The organism is uncultured Solobacterium sp., assembly GCF_963517755.1.
Taxonomy (GTDB): Bacteria; Bacillota_I; Bacilli_A; order Erysipelotrichales; family Erysipelotrichaceae; genus Bulleidia.
The window spans coordinates 1-21,590 of record NZ_CAUQGG010000004.1; the positions used below are offsets into that span (position 1 = coordinate 1).

Annotated in this window: 25 protein-coding genes; 23 read left to right on the plus strand and 2 right to left on the minus strand. The window is 37.8% G+C overall.

The features are described 5' to 3' along the window. Together maeA and RWM19_RS03185 are read left to right on the plus strand one after the other, a co-directional pair. Positions 1–855 (plus strand): oxaloacetate-decarboxylating malate dehydrogenase (maeA, locus tag RWM19_RS03180; RefSeq protein ID WP_313983601.1); only part of this gene is annotated, 855 nt, incomplete at its 5' end. A gap of 9 nt (positions 856–864) precedes the next feature. Beyond that, positions 865–1,815, plus strand: coding sequence for an AEC family transporter (locus RWM19_RS03185; protein WP_313983604.1), 951 nt, complete (start codon positions 865–867; stop codon positions 1,813–1,815). A 198-nt stretch (positions 1,816–2,013) separates the two neighbouring features. Here the strand turns inward: RWM19_RS03185 and RWM19_RS03190 are convergent, their stop codons facing one another. Continuing rightward, a complete protein-coding gene (locus RWM19_RS03190) occupies positions 2,014–2,823 on the minus strand; it encodes a histidinol-phosphatase (protein WP_313983607.1) in 810 nt (269 codons plus the stop codon). A 122-nt stretch (positions 2,824–2,945) separates the two neighbouring features. Here RWM19_RS03190 and RWM19_RS03195 point away from each other — a divergent pair, with 122 nt between their 5' ends. The 10 genes from RWM19_RS03195 to RWM19_RS03240 all read left to right on the plus strand — a co-directional run bounded on the left by RWM19_RS03195 (position 2,946) and on the right by RWM19_RS03240 (position 11,701). Beyond that, the gene (locus RWM19_RS03195) at positions 2,946–5,243 is read left to right on the plus strand and encodes a heavy metal translocating P-type ATPase (RefSeq protein ID WP_313983610.1); all 2,298 of its coding nucleotides are present in this window, start codon (positions 2,946–2,948) and stop codon (positions 5,241–5,243) included. A gap of 148 nt (positions 5,244–5,391) precedes the next feature. After that, entirely contained in the window at positions 5,392–5,730 is a 339-nt protein-coding gene (locus tag RWM19_RS03200) for a phage holin family protein (RefSeq protein WP_294023243.1), read from the plus strand. A gap of 96 nt (positions 5,731–5,826) precedes the next feature. After that, positions 5,827–7,482, plus strand: a complete 1,656-nt coding sequence (locus RWM19_RS03205) for an ABC transporter ATP-binding protein (RefSeq protein ID WP_313983613.1) — start codon at positions 5,827–5,829, stop codon at positions 7,480–7,482. Positions 7,483–7,600: 118 nt separating this feature from the next. Next, positions 7,601–8,050 (plus strand): D-aminoacyl-tRNA deacylase, encoded by a 450-nt coding sequence (dtd, locus tag RWM19_RS03210; protein ID WP_294023245.1) that lies wholly within the window; start codon positions 7,601–7,603, stop codon positions 8,048–8,050. Beyond that, positions 8,047–8,898, plus strand: a complete 852-nt coding sequence (gene folD / locus RWM19_RS03215; RefSeq protein WP_313983617.1) for a bifunctional methylenetetrahydrofolate dehydrogenase/methenyltetrahydrofolate cyclohydrolase FolD — start codon at positions 8,047–8,049, stop codon at positions 8,896–8,898. Before dtd ends, folD begins: the two co-directional genes overlap by 4 nt. Next, on the plus strand, positions 8,895–9,095 hold the full coding sequence (locus RWM19_RS03220) for a DUF951 domain-containing protein (protein WP_006526697.1): 201 nt from the start codon (positions 8,895–8,897) through the stop codon (positions 9,093–9,095). The genes folD and RWM19_RS03220 overlap by 4 nt, the downstream gene beginning before the upstream one ends. Positions 9,096–9,120: 25 nt before the next feature. Then, positions 9,121–10,224: a redox-regulated ATPase YchF gene (gene ychF / locus RWM19_RS03225; RefSeq protein WP_294023247.1), complete on the plus strand. Its 1,104-nt coding sequence runs from the start codon at positions 9,121–9,123 to the stop codon at positions 10,222–10,224. A gap of 57 nt (positions 10,225–10,281) precedes the next feature. After that, positions 10,282–10,605: a cyclic-di-AMP receptor gene (locus tag RWM19_RS03230; protein WP_006526699.1), complete on the plus strand. Its 324-nt coding sequence runs from the start codon at positions 10,282–10,284 to the stop codon at positions 10,603–10,605. A gap of 45 nt (positions 10,606–10,650) precedes the next feature. After that, positions 10,651–11,217, plus strand: a complete 567-nt coding sequence (locus tag RWM19_RS03235) for an NAD(P)H-dependent oxidoreductase (RefSeq protein ID WP_313983629.1) — start codon at positions 10,651–10,653, stop codon at positions 11,215–11,217. Beyond that, positions 11,198–11,701: a GNAT family N-acetyltransferase gene (locus RWM19_RS03240; RefSeq protein ID WP_313983632.1), complete on the plus strand. Its 504-nt coding sequence runs from the start codon at positions 11,198–11,200 to the stop codon at positions 11,699–11,701. Before RWM19_RS03235 ends, RWM19_RS03240 begins: the two co-directional genes overlap by 20 nt. 14 nt (positions 11,702–11,715) lie before the next feature. Here RWM19_RS03240 and RWM19_RS03245 read toward each other — a convergent pair whose 3' ends face one another. After that, positions 11,716–12,897 (minus strand): hypothetical protein, encoded by a 1,182-nt coding sequence (locus RWM19_RS03245; protein WP_313983635.1) that lies wholly within the window; start codon positions 12,895–12,897, stop codon positions 11,716–11,718. A gap of 177 nt (positions 12,898–13,074) precedes the next feature. Here RWM19_RS03245 and ispF point away from each other — a divergent pair, with 177 nt between their 5' ends. The 11 genes from ispF to prmC all read left to right on the plus strand — a co-directional run bounded on the left by ispF (position 13,075) and on the right by prmC (position 21,587). Then, positions 13,075–13,551, plus strand: a complete 477-nt coding sequence (gene ispF, locus RWM19_RS03250) for a 2-C-methyl-D-erythritol 2,4-cyclodiphosphate synthase (protein ID WP_313983637.1) — start codon at positions 13,075–13,077, stop codon at positions 13,549–13,551. Positions 13,552–13,554: 3 nt separating this feature from the next. Then, a complete protein-coding gene (locus RWM19_RS03255) occupies positions 13,555–14,778 on the plus strand; it encodes an HD domain-containing protein (protein WP_313983640.1) in 1,224 nt (407 codons plus the stop codon). 120 nt (positions 14,779–14,898) lie between these two features. Next, positions 14,899–15,366 carry a hypothetical protein gene (locus tag RWM19_RS03260; protein ID WP_313983643.1) on the plus strand — a complete coding sequence of 156 codons (468 nt, stop codon included), beginning with the start codon at positions 14,899–14,901 and terminating at the stop codon, positions 15,364–15,366. A gap of 101 nt (positions 15,367–15,467) precedes the next feature. Beyond that, positions 15,468–15,851: a hypothetical protein gene (locus RWM19_RS03265; RefSeq protein ID WP_313983646.1), complete on the plus strand. Its 384-nt coding sequence runs from the start codon at positions 15,468–15,470 to the stop codon at positions 15,849–15,851. A gap of 73 nt (positions 15,852–15,924) precedes the next feature. Further along, positions 15,925–16,263 carry a DNA-directed RNA polymerase subunit delta gene (rpoE, locus tag RWM19_RS03270; protein WP_294023256.1) on the plus strand — a complete coding sequence of 113 codons (339 nt, stop codon included), beginning with the start codon at positions 15,925–15,927 and terminating at the stop codon, positions 16,261–16,263. A gap of 100 nt (positions 16,264–16,363) precedes the next feature. Then, positions 16,364–17,230 carry a class II fructose-1,6-bisphosphate aldolase gene (fba, locus tag RWM19_RS03275; protein ID WP_006526709.1) on the plus strand — a complete coding sequence of 289 codons (867 nt, stop codon included), beginning with the start codon at positions 16,364–16,366 and terminating at the stop codon, positions 17,228–17,230. Positions 17,231–17,352: 122 nt separating this feature from the next. Then, complete coding sequence (locus tag RWM19_RS03280; protein ID WP_313983652.1) at positions 17,353–18,021, plus strand: HAD family phosphatase; 669 nt, start codon at positions 17,353–17,355, stop codon at positions 18,019–18,021. Then, complete coding sequence (locus RWM19_RS03285; RefSeq protein ID WP_313983655.1) at positions 18,005–19,267, plus strand: UDP-N-acetylglucosamine 1-carboxyvinyltransferase; 1,263 nt, start codon at positions 18,005–18,007, stop codon at positions 19,265–19,267. The genes RWM19_RS03280 and RWM19_RS03285 overlap by 17 nt, the downstream gene beginning before the upstream one ends. Positions 19,268–19,364: 97 nt before the next feature. After that, positions 19,365–19,568, plus strand: a complete 204-nt coding sequence (rpmE, locus tag RWM19_RS03290) for a 50S ribosomal protein L31 (RefSeq protein WP_006526712.1) — start codon at positions 19,365–19,367, stop codon at positions 19,566–19,568. A gap of 91 nt (positions 19,569–19,659) precedes the next feature. After that, the gene (gene prfA, locus RWM19_RS03295) at positions 19,660–20,736 is read left to right on the plus strand and encodes a peptide chain release factor 1 (RefSeq protein WP_313983659.1); all 1,077 of its coding nucleotides are present in this window, start codon (positions 19,660–19,662) and stop codon (positions 20,734–20,736) included. Then, positions 20,733–21,587, plus strand: coding sequence for a peptide chain release factor N(5)-glutamine methyltransferase (gene prmC, locus RWM19_RS03300; RefSeq protein ID WP_313983662.1), 855 nt, complete (start codon positions 20,733–20,735; stop codon positions 21,585–21,587). The genes prfA and prmC overlap by 4 nt, the downstream gene beginning before the upstream one ends. Positions 21,588–21,590 lie beyond the last annotated feature (3 nt).

Consider the following 21,590-nt stretch of genomic DNA (forward strand, 5'->3'; position numbering starts at 1 on the left):
GATGACATCCAAGGTACAGGTATCGTAACACTTGGTGGTATCTTCGGCTCACTAGCAATTACTGGCGGAAAGCTATCCGATCAGGTTTATCTTTGCTTTGGAGGAGGTACTGCTGGTGCCGGTATCGCATCTCGTGTACTACGTGAAATGGTTGCAGAAGGTGTACCTGAGGAAGAAGCATATAAGCGTTTCTTCATGGTTGATAAACAAGGACTGCTCTTTGATGATATGGATGATTTAACACCTCAACAAAGACCATTTGCCAAAAAGCGTTCAGACTATCCTAACGCAGATAAGCTAACGGACTTATTAGAAGTTGTTAAGACCGTTAAACCAACAATCTTAGTTGGTACCTCAACTCAACCAAATACATTCACAAAGGAAATTGTTGAGGAAATGTGCAAGATTACAGAGCGCCCAATGATTTTCCCATTATCTAATCCAACAGTATTAGCAGAAGCCAGTGCTGAAGATATTATCACTTGGTCAGATGGAAAAGCATTTGTCGCAACTGGCATTCCTGCGGATACGGTATCCTATAAGGGAGTTGATTATGTAATCGGTCAGGCAAATAATGCATTGATTTATCCAGGTCTTGGACTTGGTATGCTTGCATCGGAAGCTAGTCTTTTAACAGATGAAATGATTGGTGCTGCAGCACACTCCTTAAGTGGTATCATCGACCAATCTCAACCTGGTGCACCTGTACTACCACCATTCAAGTATGTCGCAGATGTTTCTATTAAGGTTGCGGAGGCGGTTGCTAAAAAGGCACAGGAGCAAGGTCTTGCACGTGCGAAAGAACAAGATATGGCAAAGGCAGTGCGTGATTTAAAGTGGTATCCAAAATACTAGGTGATCTTTATGGTCTTCCTACAATCTTTAGAGAGTATATTGCCTGTCATTATTTTAATTTCGCTAGGATATATCCTACAGATAAAAAAATGGTTTGATATTAGTTTTAGTGATAACATCTCAAAGTTAATTATGAATATTGCTTTACCAGCATCTATATTTGTTTCGGTAATGGAATATCTAACAGTAGATCGCCTCATTAAACTTTCAAGTGGATTGGTTTATGTGGCCCTAGCCACAATCTTTGGATATATTATTGCCTATATACTTGTTAAGGCTTTGAAAATTAGAGCTGGTAGACGGGGCACGTTTATCAATACTTTTGTCAATGCAAATACTATTTTCATTGGTCTACCTTTAAACATTGCATTGTTTGGTGATAAGGCAACAGAATACTTTCTTGTTTATTACATCATTAATACGATATCTACTTGGACGTTGGGCATCTATTTGATGACAACAGATAGTCAGGTGCAATCTAAAACAACAGTATCATTTGACTGGAAAAAATTATTACCACCACCACTTATTGGATTCCTTGTGGCAATCGTATTCCTACTTGCTAAGATTCCAGTGCCACAGGTAATGACAAAAACACTAACTTATGTTGGGAATATTGTGACACCACTTTCACTCATTTATATTGGGATTGTACTAGCAAAAGCTGGACTAGCAAGTGTGAAGTTTGATAAAGATTCTGTGTATGCACTTTGTGGACGTTTTCTAATAGCACCTTTATTAATGATGATAGTCTTAAAGACAATTGGCACAAATTTACCAAATTTAGAGGCACAGACATTCATGTTGCAATCGGCAGTTTCATCTCTTGCTGTAATGCCGATTCTTGCACATCAAGGAAGTGGAGACGTTGAGTACGCAACCAATATTGTGACGTTAAGTACAGTACTGTTAGTAGTTGTCATACCATCTTTGATGAGTATAATGCAATTAGTTATTTAAATGAAAATGAGTATTTTATTCATAATTTGAGAAGGTTTTTTCTCAATAAATGATTTGATTATGTGAGAAGAGTCTCTTAATATTGTGGCGTTTACAACTACTTTTTTGACTTACTCTAAGAGTAAATTTAGGAGTACTAGCAATTACTAATTATGATAAAAGCCTAACTGATATGAATTTCAGTTAGGCTTTTAGATGTTACCAGAACAGTTTTTTACGTTCTTTTGCTTTTGAGACTAAGTCGTAGTCTGTCAGAAAGTTTAGTGGAAGACCTTCCACAACTGATAAAGCACGATTTAGATTTTCTTCTGTTAGGAAATGTTGTGGATTATGAATATCAAGGCCGATGATAATAGGACATTTCTTTTTAGCAAAAATTTCAAAGAATTCTCTTGTTGGATAGGCATAACGTTCTCCATCAAGATATTCCTTCTTACCTGTGCGTACACCACTACCACAGTTTAGTTCGAGTGGAATGTCATAGTAGCGTGATATGTCTGCAATCTTCTCTGCAGCGCTTAGTACACTCTCATCAATTCTAGGATATTTCCAGAGAAATACATCCGGATGAGCAATATAATCACACATATAATGTTGGCAAGCTTCCTCTAAGCATGTTACGTAGCGTCCAACTTGGTCTTTGTTGTCAAATTCATATACACTATCTTTATCAATAGTTAGATTGTGTTGTCCTAAAATAATATAATCTAATGTCTTTCGATATTCACGAATGGTATCCCATTGGCTTGGATAATACTCCACTTCCATACCTAGATGAATATCGATTTGAGATGCGTATTTATCCTGTAAAGAACGAATAGATTGATAATAATCAGGAATTTGTTCAATATTCATACGTAATCCAGGACATGGTGTAGGATATGCAGCATGGTCACTGAAACCAAGGGTTTTTAGACCTGCTTGAATCGCAGCTTGAACATACTCTTCATCTGTACCGATCGCATGACCACAACGAGCTGTATGCGTATGATAGTTTGCTTTAATCATTGGGGTATACCTCCAAAACGATGAAATTATATCATTCCTAACATAGTTTGACAAAATATCCAAAAGTAATATCATAATAGTTGAATAACTGTTCAAGTGTTATATGTGTAAGAGGTGTTAAGATGGAATATCAATATCGTGTTGTAGGCATTGATTGTGCAGATTGTGCCGCAGAATTAGCAGAGGAAATCAGAAAAATAGAGGGTGTACTAAGTGCAGATATCCATTTTCTGCAACAAAAACTATACTTTGCATGTGATGAAGAAAAACATTCTGTGATTGAGCAGAAGGTTTTTGATATTATTCATGATGATGAACCTGATGCAGTGATTACCGCTCTCAGTGAAGAGACAAAACATCTCTTTAAATTTAATATTAAGAATATTGATTGTGCAGATTGTGCAAATGAAATAGCAGAGAAGGCAATGGAAATTGAAGGCGTAGAACATGCGGAAGCTGACTTCATGCATGCAATTTTACGCGTACAGTTTGCGACAAGTGAATATATACGTATCGAAAATGCACTACGTGAAATGATCGCTAGAGAAGAGCCGGACGTTGAATTTTCGCGTTATTATGCAGAGCAGAAGGTTGAAAAGAAAGAAGAGCATAGTACACAAATGATGATTATTCGCTTGGTATTAGGTGCATTCTTATTTGGACTATCATTCATCCTGACGGGGATTACAAGTAATATTTCAACATTAGTTGCTTATATTATTTTGGGATATGATGTTATTTACAAAGCCTTTAATAATCTAAGACGAGGAAATTTATTAGACGAGCATTTCTTAATGACAATTGCGACTTTTGCGGCATTGTATCTGAGTGATTGGAAAGAAGCAACGGGTGTCATGTTGTTCTATCAGATTGGAGAGTTCTTCCAAGATTTAGCAGTAGATCATTCTCGTAAATCTATCGCATCTTTGATGGATATTCGACCAGACTATGCATCTGTACAAAGCGGAACAGAGTTTATCAAAGTTGATCCTACAGAAGTGCAGATTGGTGAAATTATCCAAGTGAAACCAGGAGAACGTATTCCATTAGATGGTATTGTTGTGTCAGGAAGTTCTTCTTTGGATACTGCATCTCTAACAGGAGAATCCAATTTACGTGATGTGGATGTGGATGATGAAGTTATATCGGGTGTTGTAAATACAAGTGGTGTACTATTAATTCGTACAACAAAGGAATTTGCACAATCAACAGTATCTAGAATTCTGAGTATTATTGAAGAGAATAATGAAACAAAATCAAAACAAGAAAAGTTCATTACAAAGTTTTCTCATTACTACACACCTATCGTGGTCGCATTAGCAGTGATTGTGGCAATTGTAGTAAGTTTAGTAACTGGTGATATGAATGAGGGTATTTATCGTGCTTGTACATTCCTAGTTATCTCTTGTCCATGTGCATTAGTCATTTCTATTCCACTTTCTTTCTTTACTGGTATTGGTGGATTATCCATGCATGGCATCATGTTAAAGGGAGCCAATTACGTTGAAAAGATTGCAGAGATTCGTACAATTGTTTTCGATAAAACAGGGACTCTAACAACAGGACAGTTTGAGGTAAGCCAGTTACTGGATAGCTTAGATGACACAAAGCTGATGAAACTTGCAGCATATGCCGAAAGTTATTCAAATCATCCAATCGCAAAAGCAATACAGTATGCATATCAAAACGAAGTAGATCAAACAAAAATTTCTGATATGCAAGAAGTTGCTGGAAGAGGTATTTCTATTACTTTAGAAAACCATCATGTTCTTGTTGGTAATTATAAAATGATGGCAGAAAACGGTGTAGATTGTAAACAATACATGGAACCTGGAACCTATGTATATGTAGCAGAGGATGGTATCTTCTTAGGCTGTATTTTATTGAATGATACGGTTAAGAAAAATGCAGCCAATGCAATACGGGACTTAAACAAGAATCATGCTTGCATGATGGTGTCTGGTGATGCGAAAGAAATCTGTCAAGAAGTAGGTAAAGAACTGGATATCGATTCTATATATGGTGGTTGTTTACCAGAAGATAAGATTACATGCGTGAATACTGTCAAGAAAGATGGCGTGGTCGCATTTGTAGGTGATGGTGTTAATGATGTGCCGGTGATGAGAAGTGCAGATATTGGTTTTGCGATGGGTTCTCTTGGTAGTGATGCGGCAATTGAAGCAGCAGATGTCATCATCACGGATGATAATCTAAATAAGATTGACACAACTATTCGGCAGGCAAAGAGAATTATACGTATTGCAAATCAAAATATTGTCTTCGCAATTGCGATTAAAGTGCTTGCATTAGTATTGGGTGCATTTGGTATTGCGAATATGTGGATGGCAATTTTTGCGGATACAGGAGTAGCAATTTTATGCGTTATTAACGCAGTTCGACTTCTTCATGTTAAGGAATAACTAGTATTCCTATATTTACAAGTATGGTAAAATAATCATATTGTAAAGGAGCTTATGTTATGCGTATATTAGATGTTGTATCGGTAATTATCCTGATACTCGTAGCTGCATTAGGCGTTCTATATTTTCAGATGAAAAGGAGCAAAAAATGAAGAAATTTATAACGGCTTTACTCGTGAATGTAATTTCGCTTTGGGTAATTGATTACCTCATGAGATCTATATACATCGCAACACCGAATGCGTTATTTGCGATTGCTTTTGTACTAATGATTTTAAATGCGACTCTGAAGCCGCTAATGAAGTTAATCTTCTTACCAGTTACATTCTTGAGTTTTGGATTATTTTCATTGGTCATCAATGCGGTTGTACTCGCAACAGCGTTTAGTTTTGCGCCGGGTTCGTATATTACGGGATTTCCATCAGCGTTTATCGCAAGTATTCTCTTATCGATTGCCAATTCTGCAATAAATTCTTATATTGAATAACATCGTACGAAGAAGTGCGATGTTTTTTTCTGGGTTGTATTATCTTACATAAAATATAATAATGATAATGAAAGAATTAGATAATAAGAGGTAGACATGTCACAACTAGAAAGGATCATAAAAAAATCCACGTTGAAATATGCAGTAGTTGCATTTGGTTTTTGTGTTTTATCAGAAATCATTAGTCTAGTATCCCCAAGATTAATGCAATATATCATTGATACAGTCATTCCGCAGAAAAACATGCATACAATTATCATTAGTATTCTAATATTTGTGTCAATACCACTATTGCATATATGTGTAAAATCAATTTTTAATTACTTTACGATTGTATTTGCAAGAAACAAAGGAAATGAGTATGCAATTCAACTGATGGAAAAGATTATTCATCAACCACTCCGTTTTTTTGATACGCATAATTCTATTGAGTTACTGACGGAATCAGGTCGAGAACTCTCTAACTTATTATTGTTCTATATCAAAGATATTCCTAGTTACTATAGTGCAATTCTATCTTCAATCATCATCTTTATAATTTTGTGTTCTTATCACCCTGTGATAGGAATATTCCAAATATTATTCTTACCGCTTAGTATTATTCCGGTTAGATATATTCATAGCAAGTTGGAGAGTTTAGTAAATAACGTTCTTGAAAAGAATGCAAAGAACAATCAGTTAAAAGCAGACATGTTTAAGAATATAGACTATATCAAGAGTAACAACCTTGAGACATTTTATATCAATCAGATTAAAAAGAATAATGATGGAATTGTTTCTGTTTGGGGAAGTGTAGCGTCGATGGAATCTTTAGCAGGTGTATGGATCAATGGTTTTATGACCTCTCTATTTACCGGGCTATCATTTGGTATCGTTGCATTATTGATGATGTATACAACAAAACTTACAGTCGGAACGATTATTTCTGTTGTAAGCTATTGTGAGTTGTTGTATTCCTATTTACATACAATATTCTCAACAGAAGTTGAAAAAGGAAAGTTTGAAGGTGAATTTACAAAGACAAAAGAATTATTTGAATTAGATTCTGATATCTCTACAAATCAGCATCCATTTTCATTTGAACAAGCAATTCATTTTCATAAAGTGAATTTTCAATATACAAATACACCTGTCCTAAAAAATTTGACACTAGAATTACAGGCGCATAAATGGACTGTTATATTGGGTGAAAGTGGTGTCGGAAAGAGTACAATTTTAAAACTGATAGAAAAGTTCTATACAGAGTATGAAGGTAAAATCATGGTTGATGATATATCACTGAAGGATATTGATAATCATGATTTAAGAAGTAAAGTAGCTTATTTATCACAATCACCTTCTTTATTCCCAGGTAGTATTCGCAGTAATTTAACGGTTAGTAGCGATACAATTACAGATGAAATGATTTGGGAAGTATTAAAAACGGTGAATATGAAAGACTATGTTTCCTCGTTGGATGATGCTTTGGATACTGATATTTATGAAGCAGGTAAAATTATGTCTACTGGACAGAAACAGCGTTTGTGTATCGCAAGAGCGTTATTGAGAAATGTAGAGATATATTTATTGGATGAAATTACGTCAAATGTAGATCATGAAAATACGCAGTTGATTTTATCGTATTTCAAAGAACTATCAAAAGATGGAAAGACAATTATTAGTGTTACGCATGATAGAGAATATATTCCTTTTGCGGATATGACATACGAATTATGGAATGGGAAAGACGAAACCATAGTTTCTAAAATTTAGTAATAACTGTATAAGTGGATAAATTTTGATTATTTATAGGAGCATATAAGAGAAAATATATGCTCTTTTGTGATTATGCGGCAACATTATTACAATATCTGATATAATTTTTATCGATATGAGAACAGTAATTCAAAGAGTAAAACATGCCAGTGTTACCATTGATGGCGTAGTAAATGGGAAAATTGAACAGGGTTTCCTATTGTTGGTTGGAATCAAGGATGATGACACGGAAGCAGTTGTAGAAAAAATGGCAGATAAGATTGCCAAAATGCGTATTTTCGATGATGAAAACGGAAAGATGAATCTAGCATTACAACAAGTAGGAGGTGCGATTTTATCTATTTCACAGTTTACGTTATTCGCAAACTGCAAAAAGGGTAATCGACCAAGTTTTGATGGGGCTGGAAAGCCTGAGCATGCCAAAGCGATGTATCTGTACTTCAATAAAGTATTAAGACGTTATGGTCTACAAGTGGAAGAGGGTATCTTTGCGGCAGATATGAAAGTTGAACTGCTCAACGATGGACCAATCACAATATGGCTGGATTCGGAGGATTTAAAATGACAAAAATTATCTACGGTAGTGAATTATCTGCCGAACTAAAAGAAAATATGCGTTCAAAGGTGGAGTCTTGGGTATCTAAGGGGATGAGAACGCCATGTCTTGCGGTTATCCTTATAGGAGATAATCCAGCGTCTGAGTCTTATGTACGTGGAAAAGAGAAGGCGTGTGCAGCAGTTGGAATTAAAACTAATACCATTCGTTTATCTTCTTCTATCTCTCAAGAGGAACTAGAGAAGACAATCTGTGATTGTACGAGTGATGATACAGTTGATGGTATCTTGATTCAACTACCATTACCTGAAGGGTTTGATGAGGATAGGGCGATAGCTTGTATTGACCCACAAAAGGATGTGGATGGATTACATCCATTGAATTTTGGAAGATTCTTTATGAATCAACCATCCTTTGTGCCATGTACACCACTTGGTATTATGGAGCTTCTCAAGCGTATGGGATGTAATCCAAAGGGTAAACATGCGGTGGTGATTGGTCGCTCTAAATTAGTAGGAACACCAGTTGCTCGTCTATTACAAAATGCCAATGCGACAGTCACAATCTGTCACTCCCATACAGCAAACTTAAAAGAACTTACCAACTTAGCAGATATCTTGATTGTTGCAGTGGGTAAGCCAAAGATGATTGATGCTCAATATGTTAAAGAAGGTGCGTATGTCATCGATGTTGGTGTAAATAGTGTTGATGGTCATTTATGCGGTGATGTAGATTTTGAATCTGTAGCTCCTAAGGCAGGTGCGATTACACCTGTACCAAAGGGTGTTGGTCCGATGACTATTTGCATGTTATTGCAAAATACAATTACTGCGTATGAAAAGAGGCAGGGACTATGATTAGTGATTTTAATCTAAATGATACAGTTGAAATGAAAAAGGAACATCCATGCAAGAAGTCCAAGTATTGGAAAGTGATTCGTATGGGTGCGGATATTAAAATCAAGTGTTTAGGTTGTGGTGCGGTCGTGATGTTTCCAAGACATGAATTTGAGCGTAAGCTAAAGAAGATTATTGAAAAAGCACCACAGGAATAAGAGGAAAGAAAAGAGGATTTCATATATGTCATTAACAGCAGGTATCGTTGGCTTACCAAATGTTGGTAAATCAACTTTGTTTAATGCAATTACAAACAGCCAGGTCCTAGCGGAGAACTATCCATTCGCAACCATCAATCCAAACGTTGGTGTGGTAGAAGTTCCCGATAAGAGAATGGATGACTTCGTAGAACTCTTCCATCCAAAGAAGACAATCTACACAACATTCGAATTTACAGATATCGCAGGTCTTGTGAAAGGTGCATCAAAGGGTGAAGGTTTAGGAAACCAATTCTTAGCGAATATTCGTGAGACAGACGCAATCGTTCACGTTGTAAGATGTTTTGATGATAGTAATATCGAGCATGTAGAAGGTTCTGTTGACCCAATTCGTGATATTGAAGAAATTAACTTAGAGCTTTGCTTAAGTGATTTGGATACAGTCCAGAATCGTATTAGTAAGGTTGCTAAAAAGGCACAGACATCCAAGGATAAAGATGCGGTAGCTGAATATACATCATTGCAGAAGTTTGAAAAGTTATTAGAGGCAGGAACACCAGTACGGCTAGGTGACTTAGAAGATTCTGACCGCGAGGTTTTAAAGAACTATGGTTTACTTACATCGAAGCCGGTTATCTATGTTGCGAATATGAGTGATGAAGAAATCGGTGATCCTGAAAGTAATGCATACTACCAAAAGGTAAAAGCATTTGCGGCAAATGAAGGTAGTGAATGTATTGCTATCTGTGCAAAGATGGAAGAAGAACTTTCTAGTCTTGATAAAGAAGAGAAGATTGCATTCATGCAGGACCTAGGAATTGCGCAATCTGGTTTGGATAAGATTATTCGTGCTGCTTATCACTTGTTAGGTCTAAGAACATTCTTTACGGTCGGTGAACCAGAGTGCCGCGCATGGACTTTCCACGAGGGTATGAAAGCCCCTCAGTGTGCAGGTGTTATCCATACAGACTTTGAAAAGGGATTTATCCGTGCGGAAATCTATAGCTATGAAGACTTAATGGAATATCGTACAGAACAATCTGTTAAGGAACATGGTAAGATGCGCTTAGAGGGTAAAGAGTACTTAATGAAGGATGGAGATGTTGTCTTCTTCCGTTTCAATGTATAATTCATCTCATTTTCACAGTGAATCATGATAAAATAGGGGTAACAATAGGAGGCTCTTATGAAACTAATCTTGGCAATTGTATCCAATGATGATGCATCTGCAGTTTCTGCTGCACTTACGAAGAATAATTTCTATATGACACGTTTAGCAACGACTGGTGGATTCCTACGTGCTGGAAATACAACGATTATCGTTGGTACGGAAGATGAGCTTGTAGATAAATGTATCGCAGTCATCGGCGAAGAAGCAAAACGTCGTACAGAAATTGTCCCATCTACCGCATCATATGACGTTGGAAGATATGCATCCTTCCCGGTTGAAGTACAAATCGGTGGAGCGACAATCTTTGTATTGGACATCGAACAATTCAAGAAACTATAAAGCAGGGTGACCTGCTTTCTTTTATCATTTGGGAAAGGAAATAGTATGACAATATTATTTGTAAATGCGGCATTCCGTGAAAATTCAAGAACACATGACTTGGCACAGAAGTATTTATCAACTCTTACAGATACTGTGGAAACATTGAATCTTGGTGAAGAAAATATACGACCACTTCAAAAAGCATCTTTAGAGAAGTATTGTAAGGATTCTCGTAGCCATGATTTTCAAGATGAAATGTATCGTTATGCAAAGCAATTTGCTAAAGCTGATGAAATTGTGATTGCGGCACCGTTTTGGAATTTTGGATTACCTGCAGTACTGCATGATTATCTTGAACTTGTCTGTACACAAGGGTTAACTTTTGATTTGAATAAAGCGGGAGAGTACTATAGTCTTTGTCAGGCAAAGAAACTAGTGCTTATATTGACAGCTGGTGGATATGTGCCTAAAAATGATTGTGCAATCTCATATGTTCGAACTTTATGCAAAGAGTTCTGGAAGATTGATGATGTAAGGTATTATTGCGCCGATGGTATTGACCTTGTTGGGGCAGACGTGAATTCAAAGTTAGAAGCAGTAGTTGAGCAGTATGAAAATTCGCAAAAGTAGAATGGAAGACATTGAAAAAATAATGTGTGTGATTCATGAGGCGCAAGAAAGTATGCGTGCTAATGGAATCCCGCAATGGCAAGATGGTTATCCAAGTGAAGACGTTATTTCCCAGGACATAAAAATAGGAAATGGTTATGTTCTTGTGGAAGATGAGAATATCATTGGTACTGCATATATTGTTGCTGGACACGAGCCAAGTTATGATTATATAGAAGGTGGTCAATGGTTGAATGATCATCCTTATGTCGCTGTACATCGCATTGCGGTTCGTAAAGACTACAAGGGTAAGGGTGCTGCCTGTTATATGATGGAGTTTGCGGAAAAGATTGCGAGGGAACATCAACTACAGGATATTCGTATTGATACACACCATGATAATATTCCAATGCGTATATTTTTAACCAAACTAGGTTACCATGCATGCGGAACAATATACCTGGATAATGGGGATAAGCGTATTGCCTATCAAAAATCATTTTAAAAAAATAAAACGCACTATGAGGTGCGTTTTATCATGTTAATTAAATATTCAATTGTATTATTTTCTGGGTTCTCAATAACTGCATTTAAGCATCTTTGTAAGATATCTTTGATATCTTTTCCTTGATAGCCGAGTTCTTTAACGGTATTTCCGTTTATCGCAAGATTTTTTAATTGATAGGGTTCATGCATGTTCTGTACTTCTTGATAGTATGCATGAATGTTCTCTCTTTGATAATTAGGATCAATCGCTGTGCGATATTGGTGATAGGTATTAAATGGGATATTGAGAGTAGATAAGAACTGTTTTAGTTCAATCTTTGAAGAAAGTTTGTATTCTGAATTTCGAATACAACTCAGGATGACAGTTTGTTCTGCACCTGAGTATTTCAGGCGTTCTAAGATTTCTTTTGCGTTAGAAATATCTTTGAGTAGAATTGCCATACGGATATTTGCGTTAAGCGGAGATTGATTGATTGAGGCTAAACTGTCCTGGATGATATATTCTTTTAATTCAGGAATAAATACCTGTATGATATCACTATATTCTGTAAGGATAGAAGAGAGGGCATTTGTCTCTAGGATGCCAACCCATTCATTATGAATGCGTTCTTCTGAGATATAGTGTAGTAATTGTTTTTGTTTATGTATCGCAGTTGCGGTGTTTTCCTCAATTGTAAATGAGAGTCTTCCTGCAAAGCGTAAAGCACGGAGTATACGTAAGGCATCTTCGTCAATGCGTTCATGAGGATTACCAATACAACGTATAATTTTATGCTGTAAATCTTCAATACCACCAAAGAAATCAATTAAGCCTTCGCTTTTGTTATAACAGAGTGCGTTAATCGTAAAGTCACGTCGTTTACAGTCTTCTTCGATGTTGTTGGAGAATGAGACTGTGGATGGATGACGATGGTCTTCATAGGTATTCTCACTACGGAATGTTGTGATTTCAACAGGTTGTCCATTAGAAAGTACAGTAATCGTACCGTGCTGAATACCCGTCTTAAATAGTCTATATGATGAGAATGCCTGTAGCATTTCATCTGGGGTTGCGTCTGTTGTTAGATCATAGTCATGAATCGGCAGTCCTAGTAAAGCATTGCGAATTGCGCCACCGACAACATAGGCGTTATAGTGATTTTGATTTAACAAATCGATAAGAACTTGAATATATTCTGGAATCTGAATTTTCATAATTCTATTATAGTTAGATTGTTAAAGAAATGGATAGAAATCCTCATGAACATAGGAATAATCGCATAAAATATGGCTGTTTATCAGATTTTTCCTTTAATTTCATTCCGCAACATCTTATGATTAATATAGGCAAAATATTTTTGGTAAAGAACAATCCGATACAAGGGGGATTATATGAGAATAGGACAATCAACGGATATTCATCGTCTCGCAGAAGGACGTAAACTCATTTTGGGTGGTGTGGAGATTCCATCAGACTTGGGTCTTGTTGGCCATAGTGATGCGGATGCGTTATGTCATGTGGTTGCGGAAGCTATCCTTGGTGCACTTGCGTTAGGTGATCTTGGAAAATGGTTCCCAGATACTGACCCTAAATGGGAAGGTGCCAATTCTATCAAGATTCTTGCGCAGGTTGGTGTAATGATGCGCGAGCGTGGTTATACGATTGGAAATGTTGATAGTCTTATTATGATTGAAAAGCCAAAGATGGCACCACATATTATGGCAATGCGAGAAAACATTGCTAGAGCACTTGTATGTGATTTGGATAGTGTTAGTGTGAAAGCAACACGTGGAGAAGGTTTAGGATTTGTTGGAAAATCGGAAGGTGTACAAGCACAGGCAGTTGTACTCCTTGTAAAGGAGGGCTAGCTCATGTTTGCGAAAACATCAGAAGTGAAAGTGTTACGTGATCCGGTACATGGCTATGTACATATTGATTTACAGGTGGTATGGGATATCGTCAATAGCAGTTGGTTTCAACGCTTACGTCGCATCCGTCAATTGGGTGGAGCATATGTTGTATATCATTGTGCAGAACATACTCGTTTTTCTCACTCCCTTGGGGTGTATGAAATCGTGCGTCGTATGGTGACAGAAGTTCCGGATATTGTAAATGCATTAAATGAGTATGATAAGGTAACAATCATGTTAGCAGGTCTGTTGCATGATATTGGTCATGGTCCTTATAGCCATGCGTTTGAAGCTGTTAGTGGAACATCGCATGAAGTATTCACCTGTCGCATCATCGAAGAGAATACGGAGATTACGAAGATACTAGAAGCTAGTGCTAAGGGTCTAGCGAAGGATGTTGCGGATGTCATTCGTCATAAGAGTAAAAATCCATTATTGGTACAAATGATTAGTTCACAACTGGATGCGGATCGTATGGATTATTTGTTGCGTGATGCGTACTTTACAGGGACGAAGTATGGTGAGTTTGATTTGGAGAGAATCTTACGTACGCTTCGTGTAGTAGATGGAAATCGTCTGGTAGTTAAAGAAAGTGGTGTCTACGCAGTTGAAAATTACATCATGGCAAGATATCACATGTATTGGCAGATTTATTATCATCCAGTAGCACGTAGTTTTGAGACCATTTTACATTTACTCTTTAAGCGTTTGAGGGATTTAAAGAGTGTGAGTGATCCTTCAATCATTCCATTATTTAAACCTGTTTTAACAGGCAAGAAGATTTCTTTAAAACAGTACTTTATGTTAGATGAATATGCATTTAGTTATGGCTTTTCGATGTTATGTGAACATAAGGATCCTATCGTGCGTGATTTGTCCTTACGTATCCGTGATCGTAAATTATTTGCATACTCTGAAAGTAATCCATCTAACAACCGGAAGTTACGTCATCAGCTGAAGAAAGCTGGATATAATCTAGTCTACTATTGGTCAAAGGATGAGGTATATCAAATGCCATATGAGCCTTATACAGATAGTAGAGGTGATGCGGTTTGGGTGAAGAAAAAGGATGGAACGATTGTGGAAATGTCGAACGCATCGAATATTGTATATAGTTTAGTACATGGACCTGTCCATGATGTATTTAGCGTATATTATCCGAAAGGAATTGAGGTTTTAAAATAATAAATTGTTTCAAATAGCAACAAGTACAAATAAATTACTACATTTTGTACATAAATATTAGAAGGATTCTTGTATAATAATACTTATGAAAAATACTTTAGAATTTTTGCGAGGTGAAATATGAACCAAATGTATATGATAATCGCCGTGGTTATTATTTGGGCGGTGGCTTTTGTGGTATCTATTACGATTCAGATGATGCGTAAGAAGGTGGAAGCACAACTTGTTGAGAAAAATACAACGAAGGCAATCGTGCACTTGTATGGAAATGTTTCGAAAATTGATGGTCAAGATGCGGCTTTATATCATCCAGTTAAGGGCCAAATGCTAGATACAATCGTAGCGTTAGAACCGGGTCATCATACATTCGTTGGCAGTTTCCAAATAACGGAAAATGGTATCGTAGCAAAGCACAAGAATTATTACGCTACAGATATCAATTTTGCGTTTGATGTAGAGTTTGGCAAGACATATCACGTAGGTATTTATAAGGAAAATGAAAATAACGAAAAGGTAATCCTGTCTCTTCCGCTCGCAGTCGATGGCTTTAGTTCAAGAACACTATATCTCATCGCTACTTACGAATAATTTGATACACTGACTTCCATGGATTTCTGTGGGAGTTTTTTAATGTGCTCAAAGGTTGACAGGAAGGCAAGTTCGCATATAATCATTCACGGAAGGTGAATATGCGAATATCAGTTAAACTAACACAACATGATTTGTTGGAAGATAAGAAACAGATTTTATTGGAAACGAACGCATTATATGATGGAAATACATTACGCTATTGCGAAGGGGATAATGGTGGAGTTCATCAAGTGTATTTTGGGGATGATTTGATTTCTTTTGAGCGTAAAGCAGATGTTCATACAAAAATCACCCTCTATGATAACAAGGATGGGGAAAGTACTGTGGACTCGCAGTATGGAAAGATGTACATGCAGACAAGGCTTTGTCATGCGGAAAAATGTGATGAGTACTGGTCTGTTGAGTATCAGTTATTATCGAATGACGAGGTCATACTTCACCAAAAATTATATTGGGAATTTACCCCAATAAAAAATATTTGACTTTATTTGGAACTTGGGGTATAGTGCCATGGCGAAGCAAGCATAACATGCATTTGTATAAAGGAGATTTACAATGGTTAATAATGAGACTATGACGGACGTAGCCTACAATTGGCTGAAAAAAAGAAAAAGAGAAGTAGATTTCTCAAAGATCTGGGATGAAGTTGCAAAGACAATGGATATTCCTGAGGATAAAATCAGACGTAAAAAGGCACAATTCTATAGTGACTTGATGTTGGATAATAGGTTTGCTTCTTTAGAAAATAACAAGTGGGATTTACGTAACCGTCGTAAGTTTGAGGAAGTTCATATCGATACTTCTGAAATCGAACTTGAGGATGATGAATTAGATGAGCCAATTGAAGTTGCTGGTCTAGATTTACCAAAGGGCGATGACGCATTCGATAATTAAATGAGAAAAGGCTGAAAAAACAGCCTTTTTTTATCATGCTACTTTAAAAATGTTTGGAAATAGTTTAATATGGAAACGCTAAATAAGGAGGAATAATCTCATGGTATTAGTTTCAGCAAAAGAAATGATTGAAAAGGCTCATGAAGGTCATTATGCAATTGGTGCGTTCAACATCAATAACATGGAATGGACAAAGGCTATCTTAGCTGCTTGCCAGCAGGCAAACTCTCCTGTCATTCTTCAGGTTTCTGAAGGTGCAGCGAAGTATATGTGTGGTTTCAAGCAGTGTGCAGATATGGTTAAGAACATTCATGACCATATGGGTATTACAGTTCCAGTTGCTTTACACTTGGATCACGGAACATTTGAAGGTGCTAAGGCTTGCATCGAAGCAGGTTTCACATCTGTAATGTTTGATGGTTCTCACTACGATTTCGCAGAGAACTTAGAGAAGTCAAAGGAAATCATCAAGTTAGCTCATTCACAGGGTGTTTCTGTAGAATGTGAAGTTGGTGGTATCGGTGGTACAGAGGATGGCGTTACATCTAATGGTGAATTAGCTGATCCAAAGGAATGTGCAGAAATCGCTTCTTTAGGTGTTGATTTCTTAGCTGCAGGTATCGGTAACATCCACGGTGTTTATCCAGCAGACTGGGCAGGATTAAATTTCGAAAGATTATCAGAAATTGATGCTGCTGTAAATGGCAAGCCATTAGTATTACACGGTGGTTCTGGTATCCCATTTGACCAAGTACATAAGGCTATCACAATGGGTGTATCTAAGATCAACGTAAATACAGACTTACAGATTGTATTTGCTAAGGCAACTCGTGAATACATCGAAGCTGGTAAGGACCAACAGGGTAAGGGCTTTGACCCACGTAAGTTACTCAAACCAGGTGCTGACGCAATCGTTGCTAAGGTAATCGAAATGGTTAACCAATTCGGTTCCGCTGACAAAGCTTAATTACAAATTGAGTGATATAGAGGCTCACATGGGCCTCTTTTTTTATATCTCGTTGTATAATGGTGACGCAAACTTTTGCATACATCTAGAATGGATACGAAAATTCATGTAAAATGCTGTATATGATAAAAGCGGTATTATTTGACATGGATGGTATTCTTTACGATAGTGAATACTTTTATATGCAGGGGACAGTTGCGCAGATGCGTGCGTATGGTTATGATGGGCCTGCTAAGAATATTTACCGAATCATCGGTACAACAATGCAGACAACCTATGAGATGTTGTATGACATGTTAGACGGAAAAGTTCCTCTTGATGTAATTCGTGAGAATAACGAAAGATACTTCAATGTAGAACATCCAATCCATTTTAAGGAAATTATGTTTCCAGGTGTACCGCAAGCATTACAACAGATGAAAGAGATGGGCTTAAAGTTAGCAGTATGTTCTGCATCCTCATATGACTTGATTGTCACAAGTCTTCACGAGATGGGAATCTTGGAATACTTTGACTTTATCGAAAGTGGTGAAAACTGCAAACGTTCAAAACCATATCCAGATATTTATTTACTAGCTCAAGAGGCACTACAAGTACGCAAAGAAGAGTGCTTGGTATATGAAGATAGTACCGCAGGGATACAAGCTGGTATCTCAGCGGGAATAAGAACGGTTGCTAGAATTGACAATCGCTTCTACCAGGATCAATCAAAAGCAGATATACTTGTAAAGGATATACACGAGCTGACAGAGCTGATCAGAAAGGAAAATAACTATGCCGGAAGTAATTAAAATTGAAGGTGGACATACGCTAGAGGGAGAAGTCACAATCTCTAGTGCGAAGAATGCGACAGTAGCGCTGATTCCTGCTACTGTACTGGCTCATGGACCAGTCACAATTGTTGGGGTTCCACAGATTGCGGACGTTGAATCCCTAACAAAGATTTTAAATTTATTAGGAGTTCAAGTTGAAGCACGTTCTTCTGATCATTTAATTATTGACCCTACAAATATCCAAAACATTGATTTAGTAGATGACGCAGTCACAAAACTTCGTGCATCATACTATTTCATGGGGGCTTTGTTAGGTAGATTTGGTCGTGTATGCATGAAGATGCCTGGTGGATGTTATTTGGGCCCAAGACCAATTGACTTACACTTAAAGGGTTTTGAAGCCTTGGGTGCTAAAGTTACGTATGATAAGGCTTGTTATACGATTGAAGCTAAGGAATTAAAGGGTGCGAAGATTTTCTTGGATATCGCAAGTGTCGGCGCAACTATCAATATTATGATGGCTGCTGTATACGCAAAGGGGCGTACAACGATTGAAAATGCAGCGAAGGAACCAGAAATCATCGACGTTGCGACATTATTAAATAAGATGGGTGCACATATTCGTGGTGCCGGTACAAATGTCATCACAATCGATGGCGTTGATAAGTTAATGGGATGTTTCCATGAAATTATCCCAGATCGCATCGAGGCGGGTACGTTCCTGGTCATCGCAGCCGCATGTGCGAAGAAGATGGTGATCAAGAATATTATCCCGCAACACTTAGATGCCTTAACTTCTAAGCTACAGGAGATGGGTGTCGATATGGATATCGATGTAGACCGTATTACGATCCGTCATACGGATAAACTGGTTGCGACGGATGTAACCACAAGACCATACCCTGGCTTTGCGACGGACTTACAACAACCACTTACCACACTGATGACACAAGCACATGGTGAGTCTAAGGTTGTTGAGACAATCTATATAGAGCGTTTCAAACATTGTGGAGAGTTACAACGTATGGGCGCAGATATTGAAGTATCGACAGGTTCTGCTAGTATCAAGGGTCCTAGTTCCTTGTTTGGAACGAAGGTCGTTGCGACCGATTTACGCTGTGGTGCAGCGATGTTAGTGGCGGGTCTACTAGCAGAAGGTGTCACAGAAATCCATGATGTATATCACATCGATCGTGGTTACGCTGAAATCGACCAGAAGTTAAAAAATCTAGGTGCAGTGATTTGGCGTGAAACTATTGAATAAAAAGATTGCACGAAAAAAATTGTTATGGTAGTATAAATAGGCAATTTAGCACTTTCTTTAAGCCAATCGGAGGCTTAAGGCAGAAGGGAGATAAAAAATGAAAAAAGATATTCATCCAACTTATCACAAGGCGAAGGTAGTATGCACAAGCTGTGGTGCAGAATTCGAAACAGGTTCTGTATTATCTGAAATCAAAGTAGATACATGCTCAAACTGCCATCCATTCTATACTGGACGTCAGAGATTCGCACAGGCTCAAGGACGTATCGAGAAGTTCAATAAGAAGTACGGTATGAAATAAAGCCGGTCCGGTATAATTCCGGACCTTTTTCTTTGAATACAAAGAATATAATCTATGTTAAAGTTGTTATGGAAAATATGTGGAGAATACTATGGACGCAGTTAGAACAAAATTAAGTGAAATAGAAAAACAATATAAAGAAATCGTAGAGAAGCTGATGGATGAAAAGGTAATGTCAGATCCTAAGCTCCTTACAAAATTATCCAAAGAACAGGCAAGACTTACACAGCCTGTTGAGGCTTACCATCAACTTTTAGAGTTAGACTCTCGTATTGCCCAAGCAGATGAGATGTTAAAGGAGAATGATCCTGAACTCAAAGAGATGGCGCGTATGGAAAAGGATGAGTGTGAACCAGAACGTGAAGCCTTGTTAGAAAGAATTCAGCACCTACTTGTGCCACGTGATCCGGATGATGACCATGATGTCATTATGGAAATCCGTGGTGGTGCTGGTGGAGATGAAGGCAATATCTTCGCTGGTGACTTATATCGTATGTATAGTAAGTACGCAGAAAGCAAGGGTTGGAAGGTGCAGGTTCTGGAAGCTTCTGTCAGTGAAGCAGGTGGATATACGCAGATTATCTTCTCTGTAAAGGGAACAGATGTGTATAAGGAATTGAAGTTTGAATCTGGTGTACACCGTGTACAGCGTGTTCCAAAGACAGAGACACAGGGACGTATTCATACTTCTACCGCAACAGTACTATGTCAACCTGAAGCGGAAGATACCGATATCGAAATCGATCCAAAGGACTTAACAATTGAAACACACCGTGCTTCTGGTGCCGGTGGTCAGCATATCAATAAGACAGATTCTGCCGTACGTATTGTGCACGTTCCAACAGGTATTACAGTAAACTGTCAAGATGGACGTTCACAGATTGAAAACCGTGAGACTGCAATGCGCTTAATTCGTGCACGTGTATACGAAGAACTCAAACGTATTCAGGAAGAAGAGGCTGGTAAGATTCGCCGTGCCAAGATTGGTACTGGTGATCGTTCAGAAAAGATTAGAACATATAACTACCCACAAAACCGTGTAACAGACCACCGTATTGGTTTAACAATTACACAGTTAGACCGTATCATGGAAGGTAAGCTTGATGGAGTCATTGAGGGCTTACTAGCAGAAGAAGAAAAGAGAAAACTCGAGGAGACACAGTTGTGAGTACATTTGCGAAAACAATCAAGCAATACGAAAAAGAGTGTCTAAAAAATGATATTCCTGCAGAAACGGTTATGGCATATCTTCTAGAAATCTCTCAACGTGAACGCTATGATTTGTTTATGCATATCGATGACGAGATGCCAGAAGCACTCGCAAGCGAGTTCCATGCAGGCATGGAAAGAATCTTGAAACAGGAACCAATGGCACATGTATTAGGCTATTCATGGTTCTATGGATATAAGATGATTGTCAATGAAGATGTATTAATTCCACGTTGTGAAACAGAGGAACTCTGTGCATTGATATTATCTCGTATTGATGAAATCTTCCCAACACAGGAAACGGTAGAATGTGCGGATGTTGGAACAGGTTCTGGTGCCATTGCGATTACAGTCGCAAAAGAAGAGAGCCGTGTAAAGATGCACGCTACGGATATCAGTGAAGAAGCGTTAGTCACTGCACGTCAGAATGCGAAAAATAACGAAGTGGACATCGACTTTACGGCGGGGGATATGTTACAACCGTTAATTGACGCAAATCGTCACTTGGATGTATTAATTTCCAATCCTCCATACATCCCACAGGACGAACAGATGGAAACTTCTGTTGTGGACTTTGAACCCCACGTTGCCTTATTTGGTGGTGAGGATGGACTAAAGTTCTATCGCATGATCTTTAAGGATTGTAAGAAAGTTCTCAACGAGAAAGCATTTATGGCTTTTGAGATGGGTTGGGATCAGCGTGAACGTATGAGTAAGCTGGTTGAAGAAATGTTACCGGATGCTCGCTATGAAATACGCAAAGACATGAACGGTAAAGACCGCATGTTGTTTGTATATTTTAATTGCTAAAAA

What these genes read in the sequence shown, in the direction of transcription:
- RWM19_RS03185 (WP_313983604.1), top strand. Translation starts at nt 865, where the DNA reads ATGGTCTTCCTACAATCTTTAGAGAGTATATTGCCTGTCATTATTTTA.
- RWM19_RS03190 (WP_313983607.1), bottom strand. Translation starts at nt 2,823, where the DNA reads ATGATTAAAGCAAACTATCATACGCATACAGCTCGTTGTGGTCATGCG.
- RWM19_RS03195 (WP_313983610.1), top strand. Translation starts at nt 2,946, where the DNA reads ATGGAATATCAATATCGTGTTGTAGGCATTGATTGTGCAGATTGTGCC.
- RWM19_RS03200 (WP_294023243.1), top strand. Translation starts at nt 5,392, where the DNA reads ATGAAGAAATTTATAACGGCTTTACTCGTGAATGTAATTTCGCTTTGG.
- RWM19_RS03205 (WP_313983613.1), top strand. Translation starts at nt 5,827, where the DNA reads ATGTCACAACTAGAAAGGATCATAAAAAAATCCACGTTGAAATATGCA.
- dtd (WP_294023245.1), top strand. Translation starts at nt 7,601, where the DNA reads ATGAGAACAGTAATTCAAAGAGTAAAACATGCCAGTGTTACCATTGAT.
- folD (WP_313983617.1), top strand. Translation starts at nt 8,047, where the DNA reads ATGACAAAAATTATCTACGGTAGTGAATTATCTGCCGAACTAAAAGAA.
- RWM19_RS03220 (WP_006526697.1), top strand. Translation starts at nt 8,895, where the DNA reads ATGATTAGTGATTTTAATCTAAATGATACAGTTGAAATGAAAAAGGAA.
- ychF (WP_294023247.1), top strand. Translation starts at nt 9,121, where the DNA reads ATGTCATTAACAGCAGGTATCGTTGGCTTACCAAATGTTGGTAAATCA.
- RWM19_RS03230 (WP_006526699.1), top strand. Translation starts at nt 10,282, where the DNA reads ATGAAACTAATCTTGGCAATTGTATCCAATGATGATGCATCTGCAGTT.
- RWM19_RS03235 (WP_313983629.1), top strand. Translation starts at nt 10,651, where the DNA reads ATGACAATATTATTTGTAAATGCGGCATTCCGTGAAAATTCAAGAACA.
- RWM19_RS03240 (WP_313983632.1), top strand. Translation starts at nt 11,198, where the DNA reads ATGAAAATTCGCAAAAGTAGAATGGAAGACATTGAAAAAATAATGTGT.
- RWM19_RS03245 (WP_313983635.1), bottom strand. Translation starts at nt 12,897, where the DNA reads ATGAAAATTCAGATTCCAGAATATATTCAAGTTCTTATCGATTTGTTA.
- ispF (WP_313983637.1), top strand. Translation starts at nt 13,075, where the DNA reads ATGAGAATAGGACAATCAACGGATATTCATCGTCTCGCAGAAGGACGT.
- RWM19_RS03255 (WP_313983640.1), top strand. Translation starts at nt 13,555, where the DNA reads ATGTTTGCGAAAACATCAGAAGTGAAAGTGTTACGTGATCCGGTACAT.
- RWM19_RS03260 (WP_313983643.1), top strand. Translation starts at nt 14,899, where the DNA reads ATGAACCAAATGTATATGATAATCGCCGTGGTTATTATTTGGGCGGTG.
- RWM19_RS03265 (WP_313983646.1), top strand. Translation starts at nt 15,468, where the DNA reads ATGCGAATATCAGTTAAACTAACACAACATGATTTGTTGGAAGATAAG.
- rpoE (WP_294023256.1), top strand. Translation starts at nt 15,925, where the DNA reads ATGGTTAATAATGAGACTATGACGGACGTAGCCTACAATTGGCTGAAA.
- fba (WP_006526709.1), top strand. Translation starts at nt 16,364, where the DNA reads ATGGTATTAGTTTCAGCAAAAGAAATGATTGAAAAGGCTCATGAAGGT.
- RWM19_RS03280 (WP_313983652.1), top strand. Translation starts at nt 17,353, where the DNA reads ATGATAAAAGCGGTATTATTTGACATGGATGGTATTCTTTACGATAGT.
- RWM19_RS03285 (WP_313983655.1), top strand. Translation starts at nt 18,005, where the DNA reads ATGCCGGAAGTAATTAAAATTGAAGGTGGACATACGCTAGAGGGAGAA.
- rpmE (WP_006526712.1), top strand. Translation starts at nt 19,365, where the DNA reads ATGAAAAAAGATATTCATCCAACTTATCACAAGGCGAAGGTAGTATGC.
- prfA (WP_313983659.1), top strand. Translation starts at nt 19,660, where the DNA reads ATGGACGCAGTTAGAACAAAATTAAGTGAAATAGAAAAACAATATAAA.